This is a genomic window from Stenotrophomonas sp. CCNWLW162 (assembly GCF_037203745.1).
GTDB lineage: Bacteria > Pseudomonadota > Gammaproteobacteria > Xanthomonadales > Xanthomonadaceae > Stenotrophomonas > Stenotrophomonas maltophilia_AQ.
Genome location: NZ_JBBCBL010000001.1, coordinates 799,991 through 815,402 on the forward strand (window position 1 = coordinate 799,991; position 15,412 = coordinate 815,402).

General features: G+C 66.9%; 19 protein-coding genes. 16 read left to right on the plus strand and 3 right to left on the minus strand.

Translation table 11 applies throughout. The features are described 5' to 3' along the window. Window positions 1-105: 105 nt before the first annotated feature. Genes V9K93_RS03755 through V9K93_RS03765 form a run of 3 tightly spaced genes read right to left on the minus strand, consistent with a single transcriptional unit; the run spans window position 106 to window position 1,955 of the window. Window positions 106-435 carry a hypothetical protein gene (locus V9K93_RS03755; RefSeq protein WP_046982513.1) on the minus strand — a complete coding sequence of 110 codons (330 nt, stop codon included), beginning with the start codon at window positions 433-435 and terminating at the stop codon, window positions 106-108. Further along, the gene (gene murA, locus V9K93_RS03760; protein ID WP_136640037.1) at window positions 432-1,703 is read right to left on the minus strand and encodes a UDP-N-acetylglucosamine 1-carboxyvinyltransferase; all 1,272 of its coding nucleotides are present in this window, start codon (window positions 1,701-1,703) and stop codon (window positions 432-434) included. The genes V9K93_RS03755 and murA overlap by 4 nt, the downstream gene beginning before the upstream one ends. 21 nt (window positions 1,704-1,724) lie before the next feature. Then, a complete protein-coding gene (locus V9K93_RS03765; RefSeq protein ID WP_012510288.1) occupies window positions 1,725-1,955 on the minus strand; it encodes a BolA family protein in 231 nt (76 codons plus the stop codon). Window positions 1,956-2,009: 54 nt separating this feature from the next. Here V9K93_RS03765 and V9K93_RS03770 point away from each other — a divergent pair, with 54 nt between their 5' ends. The 16 genes from V9K93_RS03770 to V9K93_RS03845 all read left to right on the plus strand — a co-directional run bounded on the left by V9K93_RS03770 (window position 2,010) and on the right by V9K93_RS03845 (window position 15,317). Beyond that, window positions 2,010-3,011, plus strand: a complete 1,002-nt coding sequence (locus tag V9K93_RS03770; protein ID WP_136640036.1) for a KpsF/GutQ family sugar-phosphate isomerase — start codon at window positions 2,010-2,012, stop codon at window positions 3,009-3,011. 66 nt (window positions 3,012-3,077) lie between these two features. Then, window positions 3,078-3,626, plus strand: coding sequence for a KdsC family phosphatase (locus V9K93_RS03775; protein ID WP_136640035.1), 549 nt, complete (start codon window positions 3,078-3,080; stop codon window positions 3,624-3,626). Next, window positions 3,623-4,198 carry an LPS export ABC transporter periplasmic protein LptC gene (gene lptC / locus V9K93_RS03780; protein WP_337302101.1) on the plus strand — a complete coding sequence of 192 codons (576 nt, stop codon included), beginning with the start codon at window positions 3,623-3,625 and terminating at the stop codon, window positions 4,196-4,198. Before V9K93_RS03775 ends, lptC begins: the two co-directional genes overlap by 4 nt. A gap of 104 nt (window positions 4,199-4,302) precedes the next feature. Then, the gene (gene lptA, locus V9K93_RS03785) at window positions 4,303-4,854 is read left to right on the plus strand and encodes a lipopolysaccharide transport periplasmic protein LptA (protein WP_004147320.1); all 552 of its coding nucleotides are present in this window, start codon (window positions 4,303-4,305) and stop codon (window positions 4,852-4,854) included. Then, window positions 4,854-5,573: an LPS export ABC transporter ATP-binding protein gene (gene lptB / locus V9K93_RS03790; protein ID WP_004147318.1), complete on the plus strand. Its 720-nt coding sequence runs from the start codon at window positions 4,854-4,856 to the stop codon at window positions 5,571-5,573. The genes lptA and lptB overlap by 1 nt, the downstream gene beginning before the upstream one ends. A gap of 40 nt (window positions 5,574-5,613) precedes the next feature. Further along, a complete protein-coding gene (locus V9K93_RS03795) occupies window positions 5,614-7,038 on the plus strand; it encodes an RNA polymerase factor sigma-54 (protein ID WP_337302102.1) in 1,425 nt (474 codons plus the stop codon). Between the two features lie 58 nt (window positions 7,039-7,096). Then, window positions 7,097-7,414, plus strand: a complete 318-nt coding sequence (hpf, locus tag V9K93_RS03800; RefSeq protein WP_004147311.1) for a ribosome hibernation-promoting factor, HPF/YfiA family — start codon at window positions 7,097-7,099, stop codon at window positions 7,412-7,414. Between the two features lie 21 nt (window positions 7,415-7,435). Then, window positions 7,436-7,888: a PTS sugar transporter subunit IIA gene (locus V9K93_RS03805; RefSeq protein WP_337302103.1), complete on the plus strand. Its 453-nt coding sequence runs from the start codon at window positions 7,436-7,438 to the stop codon at window positions 7,886-7,888. After that, window positions 7,885-8,835, plus strand: coding sequence for an HPr(Ser) kinase/phosphatase (gene hprK, locus V9K93_RS03810; RefSeq protein WP_004147299.1), 951 nt, complete (start codon window positions 7,885-7,887; stop codon window positions 8,833-8,835). Before V9K93_RS03805 ends, hprK begins: the two co-directional genes overlap by 4 nt. A gap of 27 nt (window positions 8,836-8,862) precedes the next feature. Continuing rightward, window positions 8,863-9,747: an RNase adapter RapZ gene (rapZ, locus tag V9K93_RS03815; RefSeq protein ID WP_136638887.1), complete on the plus strand. Its 885-nt coding sequence runs from the start codon at window positions 8,863-8,865 to the stop codon at window positions 9,745-9,747. 398 nt (window positions 9,748-10,145) lie between these two features. Further along, window positions 10,146-10,538, plus strand: coding sequence for a PTS sugar transporter subunit IIA (locus V9K93_RS03820; RefSeq protein WP_012510282.1), 393 nt, complete (start codon window positions 10,146-10,148; stop codon window positions 10,536-10,538). After that, window positions 10,531-10,800 (plus strand): HPr family phosphocarrier protein, encoded by a 270-nt coding sequence (locus V9K93_RS03825; RefSeq protein WP_046983647.1) that lies wholly within the window; start codon window positions 10,531-10,533, stop codon window positions 10,798-10,800. The genes V9K93_RS03820 and V9K93_RS03825 overlap by 8 nt, the downstream gene beginning before the upstream one ends. A 2-nt stretch (window positions 10,801-10,802) precedes the next feature. After that, window positions 10,803-12,572: a phosphoenolpyruvate--protein phosphotransferase gene (gene ptsP / locus V9K93_RS03830; protein ID WP_046983646.1), complete on the plus strand. Its 1,770-nt coding sequence runs from the start codon at window positions 10,803-10,805 to the stop codon at window positions 12,570-12,572. Between the two features lie 187 nt (window positions 12,573-12,759). Next, complete coding sequence (gene mgtE, locus V9K93_RS03835) at window positions 12,760-14,121, plus strand: magnesium transporter (RefSeq protein WP_046983645.1); 1,362 nt, start codon at window positions 12,760-12,762, stop codon at window positions 14,119-14,121. 61 nt (window positions 14,122-14,182) lie between these two features. Beyond that, window positions 14,183-14,449, plus strand: coding sequence for a hypothetical protein (locus V9K93_RS03840; protein WP_046983644.1), 267 nt, complete (start codon window positions 14,183-14,185; stop codon window positions 14,447-14,449). 70 nt (window positions 14,450-14,519) lie between these two features. After that, window positions 14,520-15,317 carry a carboxylesterase family protein gene (locus V9K93_RS03845; RefSeq protein ID WP_046983643.1) on the plus strand — a complete coding sequence of 266 codons (798 nt, stop codon included), beginning with the start codon at window positions 14,520-14,522 and terminating at the stop codon, window positions 15,315-15,317. Window positions 15,318-15,412 lie beyond the last annotated feature (95 nt).

A 15,412-nucleotide genomic window follows, 5' to 3' on the forward strand; every position in this document is an offset into this window, starting at 1 on the left:
GCCGGCCGCTGGCCGGCATTTTCGCGATGCTCCGCGAGGTTCATGGGGTTGCCGGCCAGCGGCCGGCACTACCGAAAAGAAACGCCCGCTTTCGCGGGCGTTTTCTTATTTCTTCGCTTCAGCCGGCTTCTGTTCCTCGGCCGGCTTGAACTCGGTCCGGCAATCCACCCGGATCTGCTCGCCGGTGCTGCGCCAGACGAAGGTCCGGCAATGGCGGCTGCCGTCCTGGTTGTCATTGACCGACACCGCATAGAACGACTGGATGATCTCGTCACGCGAGACCGTGCCGTCGCCGTTCCAGTCCATATCTTTCTGCTCGATGCCCTGGGTGATGGCCAGGTTGGCGTACCAGGCATAGCCCAGCCACGCCAGCACGATCAGCACCAGCACCAGCAGCGCCTTGCGACGCGGGCTGAACCTGCCGCGCAGGATCATGGCACGCGCCGGATGGTGGCACCGAGCGAAGACAGCTTCTCTTCGATGTTCTCGTAGCCACGATCAAGGTGGTAGATGCGGTCGATGGTGGTGTCGCCGCTGGCCATCAGCCCGGCCAGGATCAGCGAGGCCGACGCACGCAGGTCGGTGGCCATCACCGGCGCGCCGCTCAGGTGTTCGTTGCCACGCACGATGGCGGTATGCCCTTCGACCTGGATGTCCGCGCCCAGCCGCAGCAGTTCGTTGACGTGCATGAAACGGTTCTCGAAGATCGTTTCGTTGATCACGCCGACGCCGTCGGCCACGCAGTTGAGCGCCATGAACTGCGCCTGCATGTCGGTCGGGAACGCAGGGTACGGCGCGGTGGTGAGGTTGACCGCCTTCGGTCGCTTGCCCTGCATGTCCAGGGTGATGGTGTCTTCGGTGGTCTCGATCTTCGCGCCCGCCTCGACCAGCTTGGACAGCACTGCGTCCATGGTGTTCGGGCGCGCACGGTTGACCGTGACTTTGCCACCGGTCATCGCCGCGGCCACCAGGAAGGTGCCGGTCTCGATGCGGTCGGGCAGCACTTCGTGGCGGCCACCGGACAGGCGCTCGACGCCTTCGATGACCAGGCGGGCGGTGCCCAGGCCTTCGATCTTCGCGCCCAGCGCGATCAGGCAGTGCGCCAGATCGGTCACTTCCGGTTCCATCGCGCAGTTGTCGAGGATGGTGGTGCCTTCAGCCAGCACCGCGCCCATCAGCACGTTCTCGGTGCCGGTGACGCTGACCATGTCGAAGGTGAAGTGCCCACCCTTCAGGCGCTTGGCGGTGGCCTTGATGAAGCCGTTCTCGACCACGATCTCGGCACCCAGGGCCTGCAGGCCCTTGATGTGCTGGTCGACCGGACGCGAACCGATCGCGCAGCCGCCCGGCAGCGATACTTCCGCCGCGCCGAAGCGGGCCAGCAGCGGGCCCAGCACCAGGATCGAGGCGCGCATGGTCTTGACCAGCTCATACGGTGCCACGTGCTGGTTGACCGAACGCGGGTCGACCACGATCGCGCTGCCGCGCGACAGGGTGCCCTGGTCGATGGTCACTTTCGCGCCCAGTTCGCCCAGCAGCTTCACGGTGGTGACCACGTCGTGCAGGTGCGGCACGTTGGTGATCTCCACCGGCTCGTCGGCCAGCAGGGTCGCGCAGAGAATGGGGAGGACGGCGTTCTTGGCGCCGGAGATGCTCACTTCACCGTGCAGCGCAGCGCCGCCGGTCACAACGATCTTGGCCATGTATTCGGGATCTTCTGCGGTTCAGCCGGCTTCGGCCGGGGTCACGGTTTTCAGTGCCAGCGCGTGGATCGCGCCGCCCATCAGGTCGCCCAGAGTGGCATACACCATGCGATGGCGTGCCAGCGGCATCTTGCCGGCGAAGGCGTCACAGACCACGGTCGCTTCGAAATGCACGCCATCGTCGCCCTGCACGTCGGCGCGGGCGCCGGGCAGGCCGGTTTCGATCAGATTGCGGATGGTGTCGGCGTCCAACGGGCTTTCCTAATAAAATGTACGTCCATTCTACTTCCGCTGCGTGGCGTCCGCATGGCCGAATCCCTGTTGCCCCCCCGTTCCGTCGACCCTGCCGGCCTGGTCGCCAGTGGCCGCCGCGTGTTCGAGATCGAGCGGCAGGCGCTGGATGCCGTGGCCGACCGCCTCGGCGAGGCCTTCCAGCAGGCCTGCCAGGCGATCCTGGGCAGCCGCGGCCGGGTGGTCGCCACCGGCATGGGCAAGTCCGGGCATATCGCCCGCAAGATCGCCGCCACCCTGGCCTCCACCGGGACCCCGGCCTTCTACGTGCACCCTGGCGAGGCCGGTCATGGCGACCTCGGCATGATCACCGAGGACGACGTAGTGCTGGCGCTGTCCTATTCGGGTGAGTCGGACGAGGTGCTGATGCTGCTGCCGGTGCTCAAGCGCCAGGGCAACGTGCTGATTTCCATGACCGGGCGCCCGCAGTCCAGCCTGGGCACCGCCGCTGACATCCATCTGGACGTCAGCGTGCCGGCCGAGGCCTGCCCGCTGGCGCTGGCCCCGACCTCCAGCACCACCGCCTCGCTGGCGATGGGTGATGCGCTGGCTGTGGCCCTGCTCGACGCGCGCGGCTTCACCGCCGATGACTTCGCCCGCTCGCACCCGGCCGGCAGCCTCGGCCGCCGCCTGCTGCTGCACATCACCGACGTCATGCACACCGGCGAAGACCTGCCCAGCGTCGGCGCCGACGCCAGCCTCAGCGAAGCCCTGATGGAGATGAGCCGCAAACGGCTCGGCATGACCGCCGTGGTCGACGCGGACGGCGTGCTGATCGGCCTGTTCACCGATGGTGACCTGCGCCGTGCGCTGGACAGTGCACTGGATGTGCGCACGGCGAAGATCGCCGATGTGATGACCCGCAACCCGCGCACCATCGGTGCCGACCAGCTGGCAGTCGAGGCCGCGCGCCTGATGGAGACCCACAAGATCACCGGCCTGATCGTGGTCGATGGCCAGGGCCGGGCGGTCGGTGCCCTGAACATTCATGACCTGTTGCGGGCCCGGGTGGTTTAACCGACAGTCCGTAGACCCCATTCAGTCTGTAACGCCGCACCCGCCCCCACCGAGCCTGTCGCCCTGATGCCCTGGTCCCCCCTGCCCGCCTTCCCTGCCCACCTGCATGCCGCTGCGGCCCGTATCCGCCTGGCCTGCTTCGACGTGGACGGCACCCTCACCGACGGTCAGCTGTACTACGACAAGGACGGCAACGAGAGCAAGGCGTACTTCGTGCAGGACGGCCTGGGCCTGAAACTGCTTCAGCAGCACGGCATCCACCCCGTGCTGATCACCGCGCGCAACAGCCAGTCCGCGCTCAGGCGCGGCGCCGACCTCGGCATCGATACCCAGATCGCCGTGGGCGACAAACTGGCCAGCGTGCAGGCCCTGTGTGCCCAGCACGGCATCGGCCTGGAACAGGTGGCGTTCATGGGCGATGACCTGCCCGACCTGGCACCGCTGGGCGCAGTCGGGCTGGCGGTGGCGCCGGCCAACGCGCACCCGTGGATCGCCGAGCGCGTGCACTGGCAGACCCGCGCCGACGGTGGCCGTGGCGCTGCACGCGAACTGTGCGACGTCCTGCTGGCCGCTCAGGGCCATGTCGATGCGGTGCTGGCGAGGTTCGGCGCATGAATGCTCCTTCGCTCAACTGGCGCACCCTCCTTAGTATCGGTCTGCTGCTGGCGGCCCTGCTCAGCAGCTGGGCGGCGCTGCGCAACCGGGACAAGGGACCGGCCAATGACGGCAAGGAAGTCGGCGTGGACTACATCCTGCACGACTTCCAGATCGTCGCCCTGGATGAGCACGGCAAGGAGTCCACCACCCTGCGTGCGCCGCTGCTGGAGCGCCAGCGCGGCGACCAGACCATCAATATCGCCACCCCGCTGTTCGAGATGCCGGACAAGGATGGCAAGCACTGGACCCTGCGCGCCGAGACCGGCTGGCTCAGCGCCAAGGGCGACGAGATGAAGCTGCGCGGCAACGTGGCCGGCGACAGCCCGGCCGCACCGGGCACGGTGCCGACCACCTTCCGCACCGATCACCTGGACGTGTTCCCCAAGGAGAACCGCGCCCGTACCGACGCTCTGGTGACCATGACCCGCCCCGGCATGGAACAGTCCGGCGTGGGCTTCGAGGTGGATTCGAAGAACAACACGTATCATTTCCTCAGCCAGTCCAAGGGCCGCTACACGCCCAAGCACTGATTCCGCCGCCAGCCTGCGACGTCTCCGGACAGGCGCAAGGCCGGCAGCCCCACCCGCACGCCCCCGGTCCACCCGGGAGGCCCCCACCGGTAGAACGGACCCCGATGAAGATTCCCTTTGCAGCCGTACTCGCGCTTGGTCTTCTTGTCCCCAGCGCCGCCTTCGCCAAGTCCACCGATCGCAACGAAGACATGCACATCGATTCCGGCGCGCAGTCGGGCATGCTCACCGGCGACGGCAAGACCGTGCTGTCGCAGGGCGTGGTCATCACCCAGGGCACGCTGGACCTGCGCTCGTCCGAGGCCGAGATCTACCTCAAGGACGGTGAAGCGGTGCGCGTGGTATTCACCGGCAAGCAGGCCAAGATGAAGCAGCAGCTCGACGATGGCACCTGGATGGACGCCCTGGCCGACCGCATCGACTACGACATCAAGACCGAGATCATCACCCTGACCGGCAACTACAAGGTCACCAGCGCGCGCGGCACCAATGCCGGCCAGCGCATGGTCTACAACACCCGCAGCGGTGAAATGAATTCCGGCGGCGACGGCAGCCGCGTGCGCACCGTCATTCCACCGAAGAACAAGACGCCGGCGGCGCCGGCTGCACAGCCCAAGGCCAGCACGCCGGCGGCACCGGCCGGGAGCAAGAAGTAATGCTCGTCGCCAAGGGCCTGCGCAAGCGCTACAAGCAACGCGAAGTCGTCAAGGATTTCGGGTTGACCCTCGACGCCGGTGAAGTGGTCGGCCTGCTCGGCCCGAACGGCGCCGGCAAGACCACCTGCTTCTACATGATCGTCGGCCTGGTCGCTGCCGATGCCGGCAGCATCGTGCTTGACGGCAAGGACATCACCGGCGACCCGATGTACACCCGCGCCAAGCAGGGCGTGGGCTACCTGCCGCAGGAACCGTCGGTGTTCCGCAAGCTGAGCGTGGCCGACAACATCCGCCTGGTGCTGGAACTGCGCGAGGACCTTGATTCGAAGGGCCGCGAGCGCGAATTGAACAGCCTGCTCGACGAACTGCAGCTGGGCCACGTGGCCGACCAGCTCGGTGCCAGCCTGTCCGGCGGCGAGCGCCGCCGTTGCGAGATCGCCCGTGCACTGGCGGCACAACCGCGCCTGATCCTGCTCGATGAGCCCTTTGCCGGCGTGGACCCGATCTCGGTCGGGGAGATCCAGCGCATCGTCACCCACCTCAAGCAGCGTGGCATCGGCGTGCTGATCACCGACCACAACGTGCGCGAGACCTTGGGAATCTGCGACCGCGCGTATATCCTCGCCGAGGGCAGCGTGCTCGCCCAGGGCTCGCCGGAAGCGATTCTGGACAACGCCGACGTGCGTCGCGTCTACCTTGGGGATTCCTTCAAGCTGTGACGGCAAGCGCCGGGTCCCTCTCCTTCCTTTCGGCACAGGCATGAAGACTCGGCTGCAGACATCGTTGGGACAGCAGCTGGTGCTCACGCCCCAGCTGCAACAGGCGATCAAGCTGCTGCAGATGTCCAGCACCGAACTGGAACTGGAAATCGCGCAGGCAGTGGAAAGCAATCCACTGCTGGACTGGGCCGACAGCAGTGACAGCAGCAGCGCCGCCAACGAGACCAGTGACAACCCCGACGGCGATGCAGCGGCCGAACGTGCCGACAACGGCGACGACTGGGCGCCGGCCGAACTGGACTGGAGCGCGGCCGGCAGCGGCGGCAGCTTCGACGATGACGACGATAACGGCAGCGCCGCCGAACGCGTGGCCGAAACCGAAACCCTGGCCGATCATCTGCTGTGGCAGCTGCACCTGTCGCACCTGTCCGCACGTGATCGCAGCATCGGTGCCGCACTGATCGATGCACTGGACGACGATGGCTACCTGCGCGAACCGCTGGCAGGCATCGCCGAAACCCTGCTGCCGGCCATCCATGCCGACCAGGACGAGATTCTTGCCGTGCTGCACCGGATCCAGCGTTTCGATCCGGTCGGCGCGGCCGCGCGCACCCTCGGCGAATGCCTGCAGCTGCAGCTGGAGGTGCTGGACGACACCACACCGGGCCTGGCATTGGCGCGACAGATTGCCGCGGGCCCGCTGGAACGGTTGCCGCGCAGCGGCGTGGCCGGGCTGGCCCACGAGTTGAAACTGCCGCTGGCCGAGGTCGAGACTGCAGTGACCCTGCTGCGTTCGCTGGATCCACGGCCGGGCACGCAGATCGCCCCCCTGTCGCAGGACACCTACGTGGTACCCGATGTCGTGGTGTGGCGGCAGAACGGCGTGTGGCGCGCTGCACTGGCCGCGCATGCCGGGCCAAGGGTGGTGATCCACCGCGGCTACGAACAGCTGATCCGCCGCTGTGGCGAGGCCGATGCCGGCTACCTGCGTGCACAGCTGCAGGAAGCGCGCTGGCTGCTGAAGGGCCTGCAGCAGCGCGGCGAAACCCTGCTGCGGGTGGTACGCAGCCTGATCCTGCAACAGGCTGGCTTCCTTGAGTTCGGCGAACAGGCGCTGCGGCCGCTGACCCTGCGCGAGATCGCCGCCGAGCTCGGCCTGCACGAATCGACGGTGTCGCGCGCGATTGCCCGCAAGCACGTGCGTACGCCACGCGGCACCCTGCCCCTGCGCGCCTTCTTCGCCTCGGGCATCGATACCGAAGGCGGCGGCGAGGCATCCAGCACGGCCATCCAGGCGATGATCCGGCGCCTGATCGACGACGAGAATCCACGCAAGCCGCTTTCTGACGCCAAGCTGGCTGACCTGCTCAAATCGTCGGGAATTCCAGTAGCGCGGCGCACCGTGGCGAAGTATCGTGAAGCCATGAACATCTCCGCCTCGCACGAAAGGGTCAGAATCGCTTGACGCGCCGCCGCGCCCGGCGGAGAGGTTCATTGGCACATCCGAACACAGGAGAAACCCGATGCGCATCGAAACGTTTGGCAAAGATGTCGAAGTCACCCCGGCCCTGCAGTCCTATGTAGAGGAGAAGCTGGCCCGGATCGGCAAACACTTCGACCAGCACTGCGAAGCGCGGGTGACCCTCAAGCTGCAGAAGACCGAACACCACGTCGACGCCAGCCTCAACATTCCCGGCCAGACCCTGCACGCTGAGGCCAATGCCCAGACCATGTATGCCGCGATCGACCTGCTTGCGGACAAGCTTGACCGTCTGGTGATCAAGCACAAGGAGAAAAAACAGCAGCACGCGCCACTGCCGGTGGGCGACAATGGTGGCTGATCGCCACCGTTCCCCGCAGACATGCCCCTGACTGACCTCCTGGCGGCCGTGCAGACCCAGCTCTGCACGGTCACCGACCGCGACAGCGTCCTGAAGGCCGCCGCCGGGTTGCTGGCCTGCCGCCAGGCCAACGCTGAACAGATCTACCTGAACCTGTGCCAGCGCGAAGCGCTGGGCAGCACTGCGATCGGCCACGGTATCGCCATCCCCCACGGCCGCGCGCCGACCCTGGACCGCCCCCGTGGCGCGCTACTGCGGCTGGCCACCCCGGTCGACTTCGGTGGCGATGAGCCGGTGGACCTGGTGTTCGCGATGGCCGTCCCTTCCCACTACACCCACCAGCACCTGATGCTGCTGTCCGAGCTGGCCGAGCTGTTCTCGACGCCCGCCATCCGCGATGCCCTGCGCGCGGCCGGCGATGCGCGGGCCCTGCGCCAGGCCCTGGAGCTGACCCCACCTGCGAGCGCCGCATGAATACCAGCATCACCGCCCGTGAACTGTTCGAACAGCAGCGCGAGCGGTTGGGGTTGCGCTGGGCCGCAGGCAAGTCCGGCGAGAAGCGTGAGCTGGAGGCTGGCAACACGGTGTCGCGTCGCCCTTCGCTGGCCGGATACCTCAACGCGATCTATCCCAACAAGGTGCAGATCCTGGGCACCGAGGAACTGTCCTGGCTGGATGCGCTGGAACCGCGCCAGCGCTGGGAGACCATCGAGAAGATCATGCAGTCGCATCCGCTGGCGCTGGTGCTGACCCGCAACCAGCCCTGCCCGGAAGACCTGCGCGCGGCGGCGGACGAATCCGGTACGCCGCTGTGGCTGTCGCCCAAGCGCGGCCACGAACTGCTGAACCATCTGTCCTACCATCTGGCGCGCACACTGGCGCCGCGTGTGATCCTGCATGGCGTGTTCATGGAGATCTATTCCATCGGCGTGCTGATCACCGGCGAGGCCGGCTCGGGCAAGAGCGAGCTGGCACTGGAACTGCTCAGCCGTGGCCACCGCCTGGTCGCCGACGATGCGCCGGAGTTCACCCAGATCGCCCCGGACGTGCTCGACGGCACCTGCCCGGAGCTGCTGCAGGACCTGCTGGAAGTGCGCGGGCTGGGCGTGCTGAACGTGCGCGAGATGTTCGGCGACACGGCTGTAAAGAAGAACAAGTACCTTCGGCTGATCGTCCACCTGACCAAGCCGATGACCGAACCCACCCCACATGGCTACGAGCGCCTGACCGGCGATTCGGGCACCCGCCATGTGCTGGACCTGGATGTTCCGCTGATCACCCTGCCGGTGATGCCCGGCCGCAACCTGGCCGTGCTGACCGAGGCGGCCACCCGCCTGCACATCCTTCGCACCAAGGGGATCGACCCGGCGGCCATGTTCATCGCCCGCCACAGCAACCTGCTGGAACGGCGAACACCCTGATTCCCCCGTCCCTCGAAGAGCCTGTCCATGAGCACCGCAATCCCCTCCGCCCCGACCCTGATCATCGTCAGCGGCCTGTCCGGCTCGGGTAAATCCGTCGCCCTGAAGACCTTCGAGGACCAGGACTACTACTGCTCGGACAATCTGCCGATCAACCTGCTGCCCGATTTCGTGCGCAGCCTGCTGGCCAACCATGACGGCAGTGCTCCGCGCCGCCTGGCGGTGGGCATCGACGTGCGCGGCCAGTCCGACCTGAGCCAGCTGGACAACTGGCGGCAGCTGGCCACCGATGCCGGCGTGGAAGTGAAGGTGCTGTTCTTCGAAGCCAGCGACGAAGCGGTGCTCAAGCGCTATGCCGACACCCGCCGTCGCCACCCGTTGAGCCAGTTGGGCCTGTCCCTGCCCGAAGCGATTGCCCGCGAGCGCGAGCTGACCGCGCCGTTGCGCCGCGAAGCCGATGCGGTGATCGACACCAGCGCGCTCAACGTGCACCAATTGCGGCGGCGGATCATCACCGAGTTCGCACTGGACCACGCCACGCGCCTGTCGCTGCTGTTCGAATCGTTCGCCTACAAGCGCGGCGTGCCGGCCGAGGCGGACTTCGTGTTCGACGCGCGCGTGCTGCCCAATCCGCACTGGGATCCGGACCTGCGCGCGCTGAGTGGCCGCGAACCGGGCGTACGTGATTACCTGGAAGCGCAACCGGACGTGCAGCGCTACCTGGCCCAGCTGATGGACTTCCTCGATACCTGGCTGCCGAAGCTGGGGGATGGCACGCGCAGCTACGTGACCGTGGCGTTTGGCTGCACCGGCGGCAAGCACCGCTCGGTGTTCCTGGCCGAGCGCATGGCCCGGCATGCCCGCGAGATGGGCTGGGAAGACGTGGCGACCTACCACCGCGAACAGGATTGAGGGGGGGCGGCCGGGCTGCGCCCGGCACCCGCAGAGACCACGGCAACGTCAACGGCAAGAGCCGGATTACGTGGGATGGCGGGGTGGGTCCGGTTGCGGGGGACGCCGTAAACCCATCCATGGGGGCTTGGCCGCGGCATCCATGCCGCGGACACCCCCGCAACCGGACCCGCCCCGCCTCTGACAGATTCCGTGTGCTGTTGGTGGGTGTCGACCTTGGTCGACACGGTAGATCCACGCCATGCGTGGATGAATCTCTGTCAGGCATCGAAAAAACGGATGGAGTCGGATCCCTTTTCAACGGAAAAGGGCTCTGACCCGAGCAACACTGAATACGGGACACTGTGCCCCTCTCCTGCTGCTATCGCCAATTCACCTTGACCTGTTAACGTGCAGTAATGACCTGTGGCATTCTCCTCGTAACACATCCCGGGGTCGGGACCGCCCTGCTTGACGTGGCGACCCGGCTCCTGCGGCAGTTGCCGCTGAAAACAGAAGCTTTCGAAGTACCGTTCGACGCAGACCTGGACGCCCTGCTTCCGCTCGCCTCGGCCGCCCTGCGGCGGGTCGATGGGGGAAATGGCGTGCTGATCCTGACCGACCTGTACGGTGCCAGCCCCGCCAACCTTGCCGGGCAGCTGGCCCGGCTGGGGACCCCGGTTCGCCGGGTGTCGGCGCTGAGCCTGCCGATGTTGCTGCGGGTGATGAATTATCCGGAACAGGGACTGGATCAACTGCCCGCCACAGCCGCGGCGGGTACCCGTAATGGAGCGATAGTCGACGATGCTTGAACGAGAACTCACCGTCAGCAACCGCCTGGGCCTGCATGCCCGGGCCACCGCCAAGCTGGTGCAGACCCTGGCGCCGTTCCGCTGCAACGTGACCATGGCCGCCAAGGGCCGTGAGATCAACGCCAAGAGCATCATGGGCGTGATGCTGCTGGCCGCCGGCCAGGGCACCCCAGTCACCGTGCGGATCAACGGCGAGGACGAAGCCGCCGCGATGGAGGCGGTGGTAGGCCTGTTCGAGCGCCGCTTCGACGAGGACAACTGAGCGTGCCACGCGCACGCGCCGGTCAGGTCAGTTCCGGCCAACGGCCGGTACAGCTGCTGGCCGGCCATGGTGCGGCCCGTGGCACCGCGATGGGCCGCGCCCGGGTGCGCCTGCCGCATGCACTGGAGGTTGCCGAGCAACGGGTCGCCGTCCACCAGGTCGAGGCCGAACTGGCCCGCCTGCACCGTGCCGTGGATGCCGCACGCACGGAAATGCACGAGCTGCGACAGCGCCTGCAGGGTGCACTGAACCAGGAAGTGGGTGAGTTCCTCGACCTGCATGCACTGCTGCTGGACGACCCCGAGCTGCTGTTCGGGCTGGACGAGCTGATCCGCAGCGGCCCCTACAGCGCCGGCTATGCGCTGCGCCTGCAGCGTGACCGCCTGGCCAAGGTCTTCGATGGCATGGACGATGCCTATCTGAAGAGCCGCATGGACGACCTCGACCATGTGATCGGCCGCATCCACGCCTTCCTGCAGCCCGAGCGGCCGCCAGCGATGAAAGGCCTGGCCGGTGAAATCCTGGTCTGCGACAACATCGCGCCCTCCGAGCTTGCCCAGTTGCAGGCGCAGGGCGTGGTCGGCATCGTCACCGCCGCCGGCAGCGCGCTGTCGCACAGTGCGATCCTGGCGCGCAGCCTGCACCTGCCCTTGATCGTCAACGTGCCGCAGCTGCTCAGCCGCATCGCCGATGGCGACGTGCTGATCATCGACGGCGCCGACGGCAGCATCACCGCCAACCCGCAGGCCGACAACCTGCGCGATTACCGTGCACGGCTGAAAGAGCACGCACGCGAGCAGCGCGAACTTGGCCGCCTGCGCAGCAAGCCCAGCCGCACCCGCGACCAGGTCGACATTGCTCTGCTGGCAAATGCCGAATCGCTGGAGGACGTGACCCAGGCGCATGCGCTGGGCGCACACGGGCTGGGCCTGTACCGCACCGAATTCCTGTTCCTGCAGCGCAACGAGCTGCCGGACGAAGAAGAACAGTTCCAGACCTACCGTGATGCCGCACTGGGCATGAGCGGGCGACCGGTGACCATCCGCACCCTCGACCTCGGTGCGGACAAGGCCGATCGCACCGGCCTGACCCTGAGCAACGAGGAAAACCCGGCACTGGGCCTGCGCGGCGTGCGCCTGTCGTTGGCGCGGCCGAAGGTGGCCGATACCCAGCTGCGCGCGATCCTGCGCGCCTCGGCCTACGGCAAGCTGCGCGTGCTGGTGCCGATGGTCAGTACCCGCGAGGAACTGCTGGCGGTGCGCCGGCGCATGCTCAAGCTGACCGAACAGCTGCGCGGCGAAGGCCACATGGTGTCCGACCATGTGCCGTTGGGGGCAATGATCGAGGTACCGGCCGCTGCGCTGGCGCTGGAGAGCTTCATCGATCTGGTCGACTTCCTGTCGATCGGCACCAACGACCTGGTGCAGTACCTGCTGGCGGCCGATCGCAACAACGAAGCGTTGGGCGAACTGTACTCGCCGCTGCATCCGGCGGTGCTGCGGCTGCTGCAGATGGTGATCGAGACCGGCGTGCGCCATCGCATCCCGGTGGCGGTGTGTGGCGAGATCGCCGGCGATGCACGGATGACCCCACTGCTGCTGGCGCTGGGCCTGACCGAATTCAGCCTGCACCCCGGCACCCTGCTGGAAGTACGCCGCGCGATCCGCGACGCCGACCTGGGCGCACTGCGCGCACGAGCTCCCAAGCTGCTTGCCGCCCGCGACCGCCGTGCCATCGAGCGCTGGCTGGCGCTGGTGGCGGATACGGCCTGACACCACCCGCTCGCCGGGCATGCACGCCCGGGGTCAGATCCCTTTTCCGTGGGAAAAGGGATCTGACCCCGTCTCGTCGCCGCCGGGGTATCCGGTGAAACATCCCCTTGCGATAATGACGCGCTGAACACCCCTGTTGCCGCATCCTTGCCGGGATCGCGGCTTTTCTTATCCCGCGGGAGCTGCGATGGCTGAGGCTGTACGCCACGACAAGACTGCGCGCCAGTTGCGGATGCTGTCCGATGCGCTGGACAGCGGCCGACTGGGCCCGGTGCGCCGCCTGGTCAATACCCTGGCGCCGGCCGAGATCGGCAACCTGCTCGAATCGCTGCCGCCCGGCAAACGCGAGATCGTCTGGGGCCTGGTCGATCCGGAAGATGACGGCGAGGTGCTGGTCCACGTCGGCGACGACGTGCGCGAAAGCCTGCTCGCCGACATGGACCCGGACGAGATCATCGCCGCGGTCGAAGACCTGGACATCGACGATCTGGCCGATCTGGTCGAGGATCTGCCGGACACGGTCATCGACGAAGTCCTCAAGTCGATGGACCGCGAGAACCGCGAGCGCCTGGAGCAGGTGCTGTCCTACCCCGAGGACAGCGCCGGCCGCCTGATGAACCCGGACGTGGTGACCGTGCGCGCCGACGTCAACGTCGACGTGGTGCTGCGCTACCTGCGCCTGCGCGGCGAACTGCCCGACCACACCGATCACCTGTTCGTGGTCAGCCGTCGCCACCAGTACCTGGGCCGGGTTTCACTGGCCTCGCTGGTGACCCATGAGGACACCACGCCGATCAACCGCCTGATCGACGATGAGCAACCGGCGATCGATGTCGGCGAAAGCGACCAGGAAGTGGCGCGGCAGTTCTCCGACCATGACTGGATCTCCGCGCCGGTGGTGGATGACAACAACATCCTGATCGGCCGCATCACCATCGATGACGTGGTCGACATCATCCGTGGCCAAGCCGAGCACCAGGCGCTGGGCGCCGCCGGCCTGGACGAGGACGAGGATCTGTTCAGCCCGGTCTGGCGCGCGATGCGCCGACGCCTGATGTGGCTGTCGGTGAACCTGTGCACCGCCTTCCTCGCCTCCAGCGTGGTCGGCCATTTCGAAGGCACCATCGACAAGCTGGTGGCGCTGGCGGTACTGATGCCGATCGTTGCCGGCCTCGGCGGCAACGCCGGCACCCAGGTACTGGCGCTGATGGTGCGTGGCCTGGCGTTGGGCCAGGTCGGCAGTTCCAACGCACGCACGCTGTTGTGGAAGGAAGTACGGGTGGCCCTGCTCAACGGCGTGGTGCTCGGCTCGATACTGGGCCTGATCGTACTCGCCTGGTTCCATTCGCCTGGCCTGTCGGCGGTGATCGCCATCGCGCTGACCTGCAACCTGCTGTTCGCCGCGTTGGCCGGCGTGCTGGTGCCACTGACGCTGAAACGCTTCGGCTTCGACCCGGCGCTGGCCAGCGGCATCTTCCTGACCGCCGTGACCGACTCGATGGGCTTCTTCACCTTCCTCGGCCTGGCCACCCTGGTGCTGCTGCACTGACCGTATCAAGGGTCGGATCCCCGCCGCGCGGGGCGCTGACCCGATCCCCACTGGAACACCCATGGCAACGACGATCGAAAATTACTTCCAGCCCGGCTGGCGTGACCAGCAGTACACCTGCACGGCCTGCGAATGGAAGGGCAGCTCGCGCGCCATGGTGATGGAGTTGGACGAAGACGCCACCGAGTACGACTGCCCGGTCTGCGAGAACCCGCTGCTGGTGGTGCTGCATCCGGACATGGCGCAGGTGCAGGCAGCCGCCGCCGAAGGCAATACCGAAGCACAGGAGCAGCTGGACATCATCGCCAGCTTCCCGCGCCCGGAGTGACGCAGCGCACGATGCCAGGCTGATCGCGGCGGACTACGATGCAGACGATCCTGCCGCTACGGGAAAGCCCATGGTCCGTTCGCTGTCGCGCTGGCTGCCACTGCTGGCCATTCTGACGATGACCGCTTGCACATCGCTTCCAGACAGCGCGCGCGGGCGCTTCGAAGCCCGCGCGGTGAAGGTGGATGGCGAGACCGCCTACTACCAGGTGTTCATTCCGGCCGGCGTGCAGGCCGCCGCTCCCACCAACCTTCCGGTCATCCTGTTCCTGCACGGCTCCGGCGAACGCGGCAGCGATGGTGTCAAACAGACCTACTCGGGACTGGGCCCCTATCTGCGCGAGCACCCCGACTTCCCTGCGCTGGTGGTGTTCCCGCAGGTGCCAGGACACGAGGAATGGAGCAGCCACAACAACCGTGTCGCGCTGGCGGCACTCGATGCAGCGATCGCCGAATTCGGCGCCGACCCGGCACGGCAATACCTGACCGGCATGTCGATGGGCGGCTACGGCAGCTGGAACATCGCCCTGGACGACCCACGCCGTTTTGCTGCGATCGTGCCGGTGTGCGGTGCCGTGCTGGCACCGCGTGCGAAGCGGCCGACCCTGTTCGTCGAGCAGGTCGCGCAGGAAACCGATCCGTATGCCGTGATCGCGCAGCGCTTGCAGCACACGCCGATCTGGATCTTCCACGGCGCGCTGGACGACGTGGTGCCACCGGACGACGACCGCAGGCTGCACGTCGCATTCCAAAGCGCCAACGCACGCGATGTGCGCTACACCGAATACCCCGAAGGCAACCACAACGCCTGGGACGCCACGTATGCGGATCCCACGATGTGGGCATGGTTGTTCGCGCAGAAGCGCTGAACCCCAACTCATGGTAGCTGCCAACCTTGGTTGGAGCCTGGTTTTGGTAGGTACCCACTAAGGTTGGAACCTGCTTTCGGTGGGTGCCAACCTTG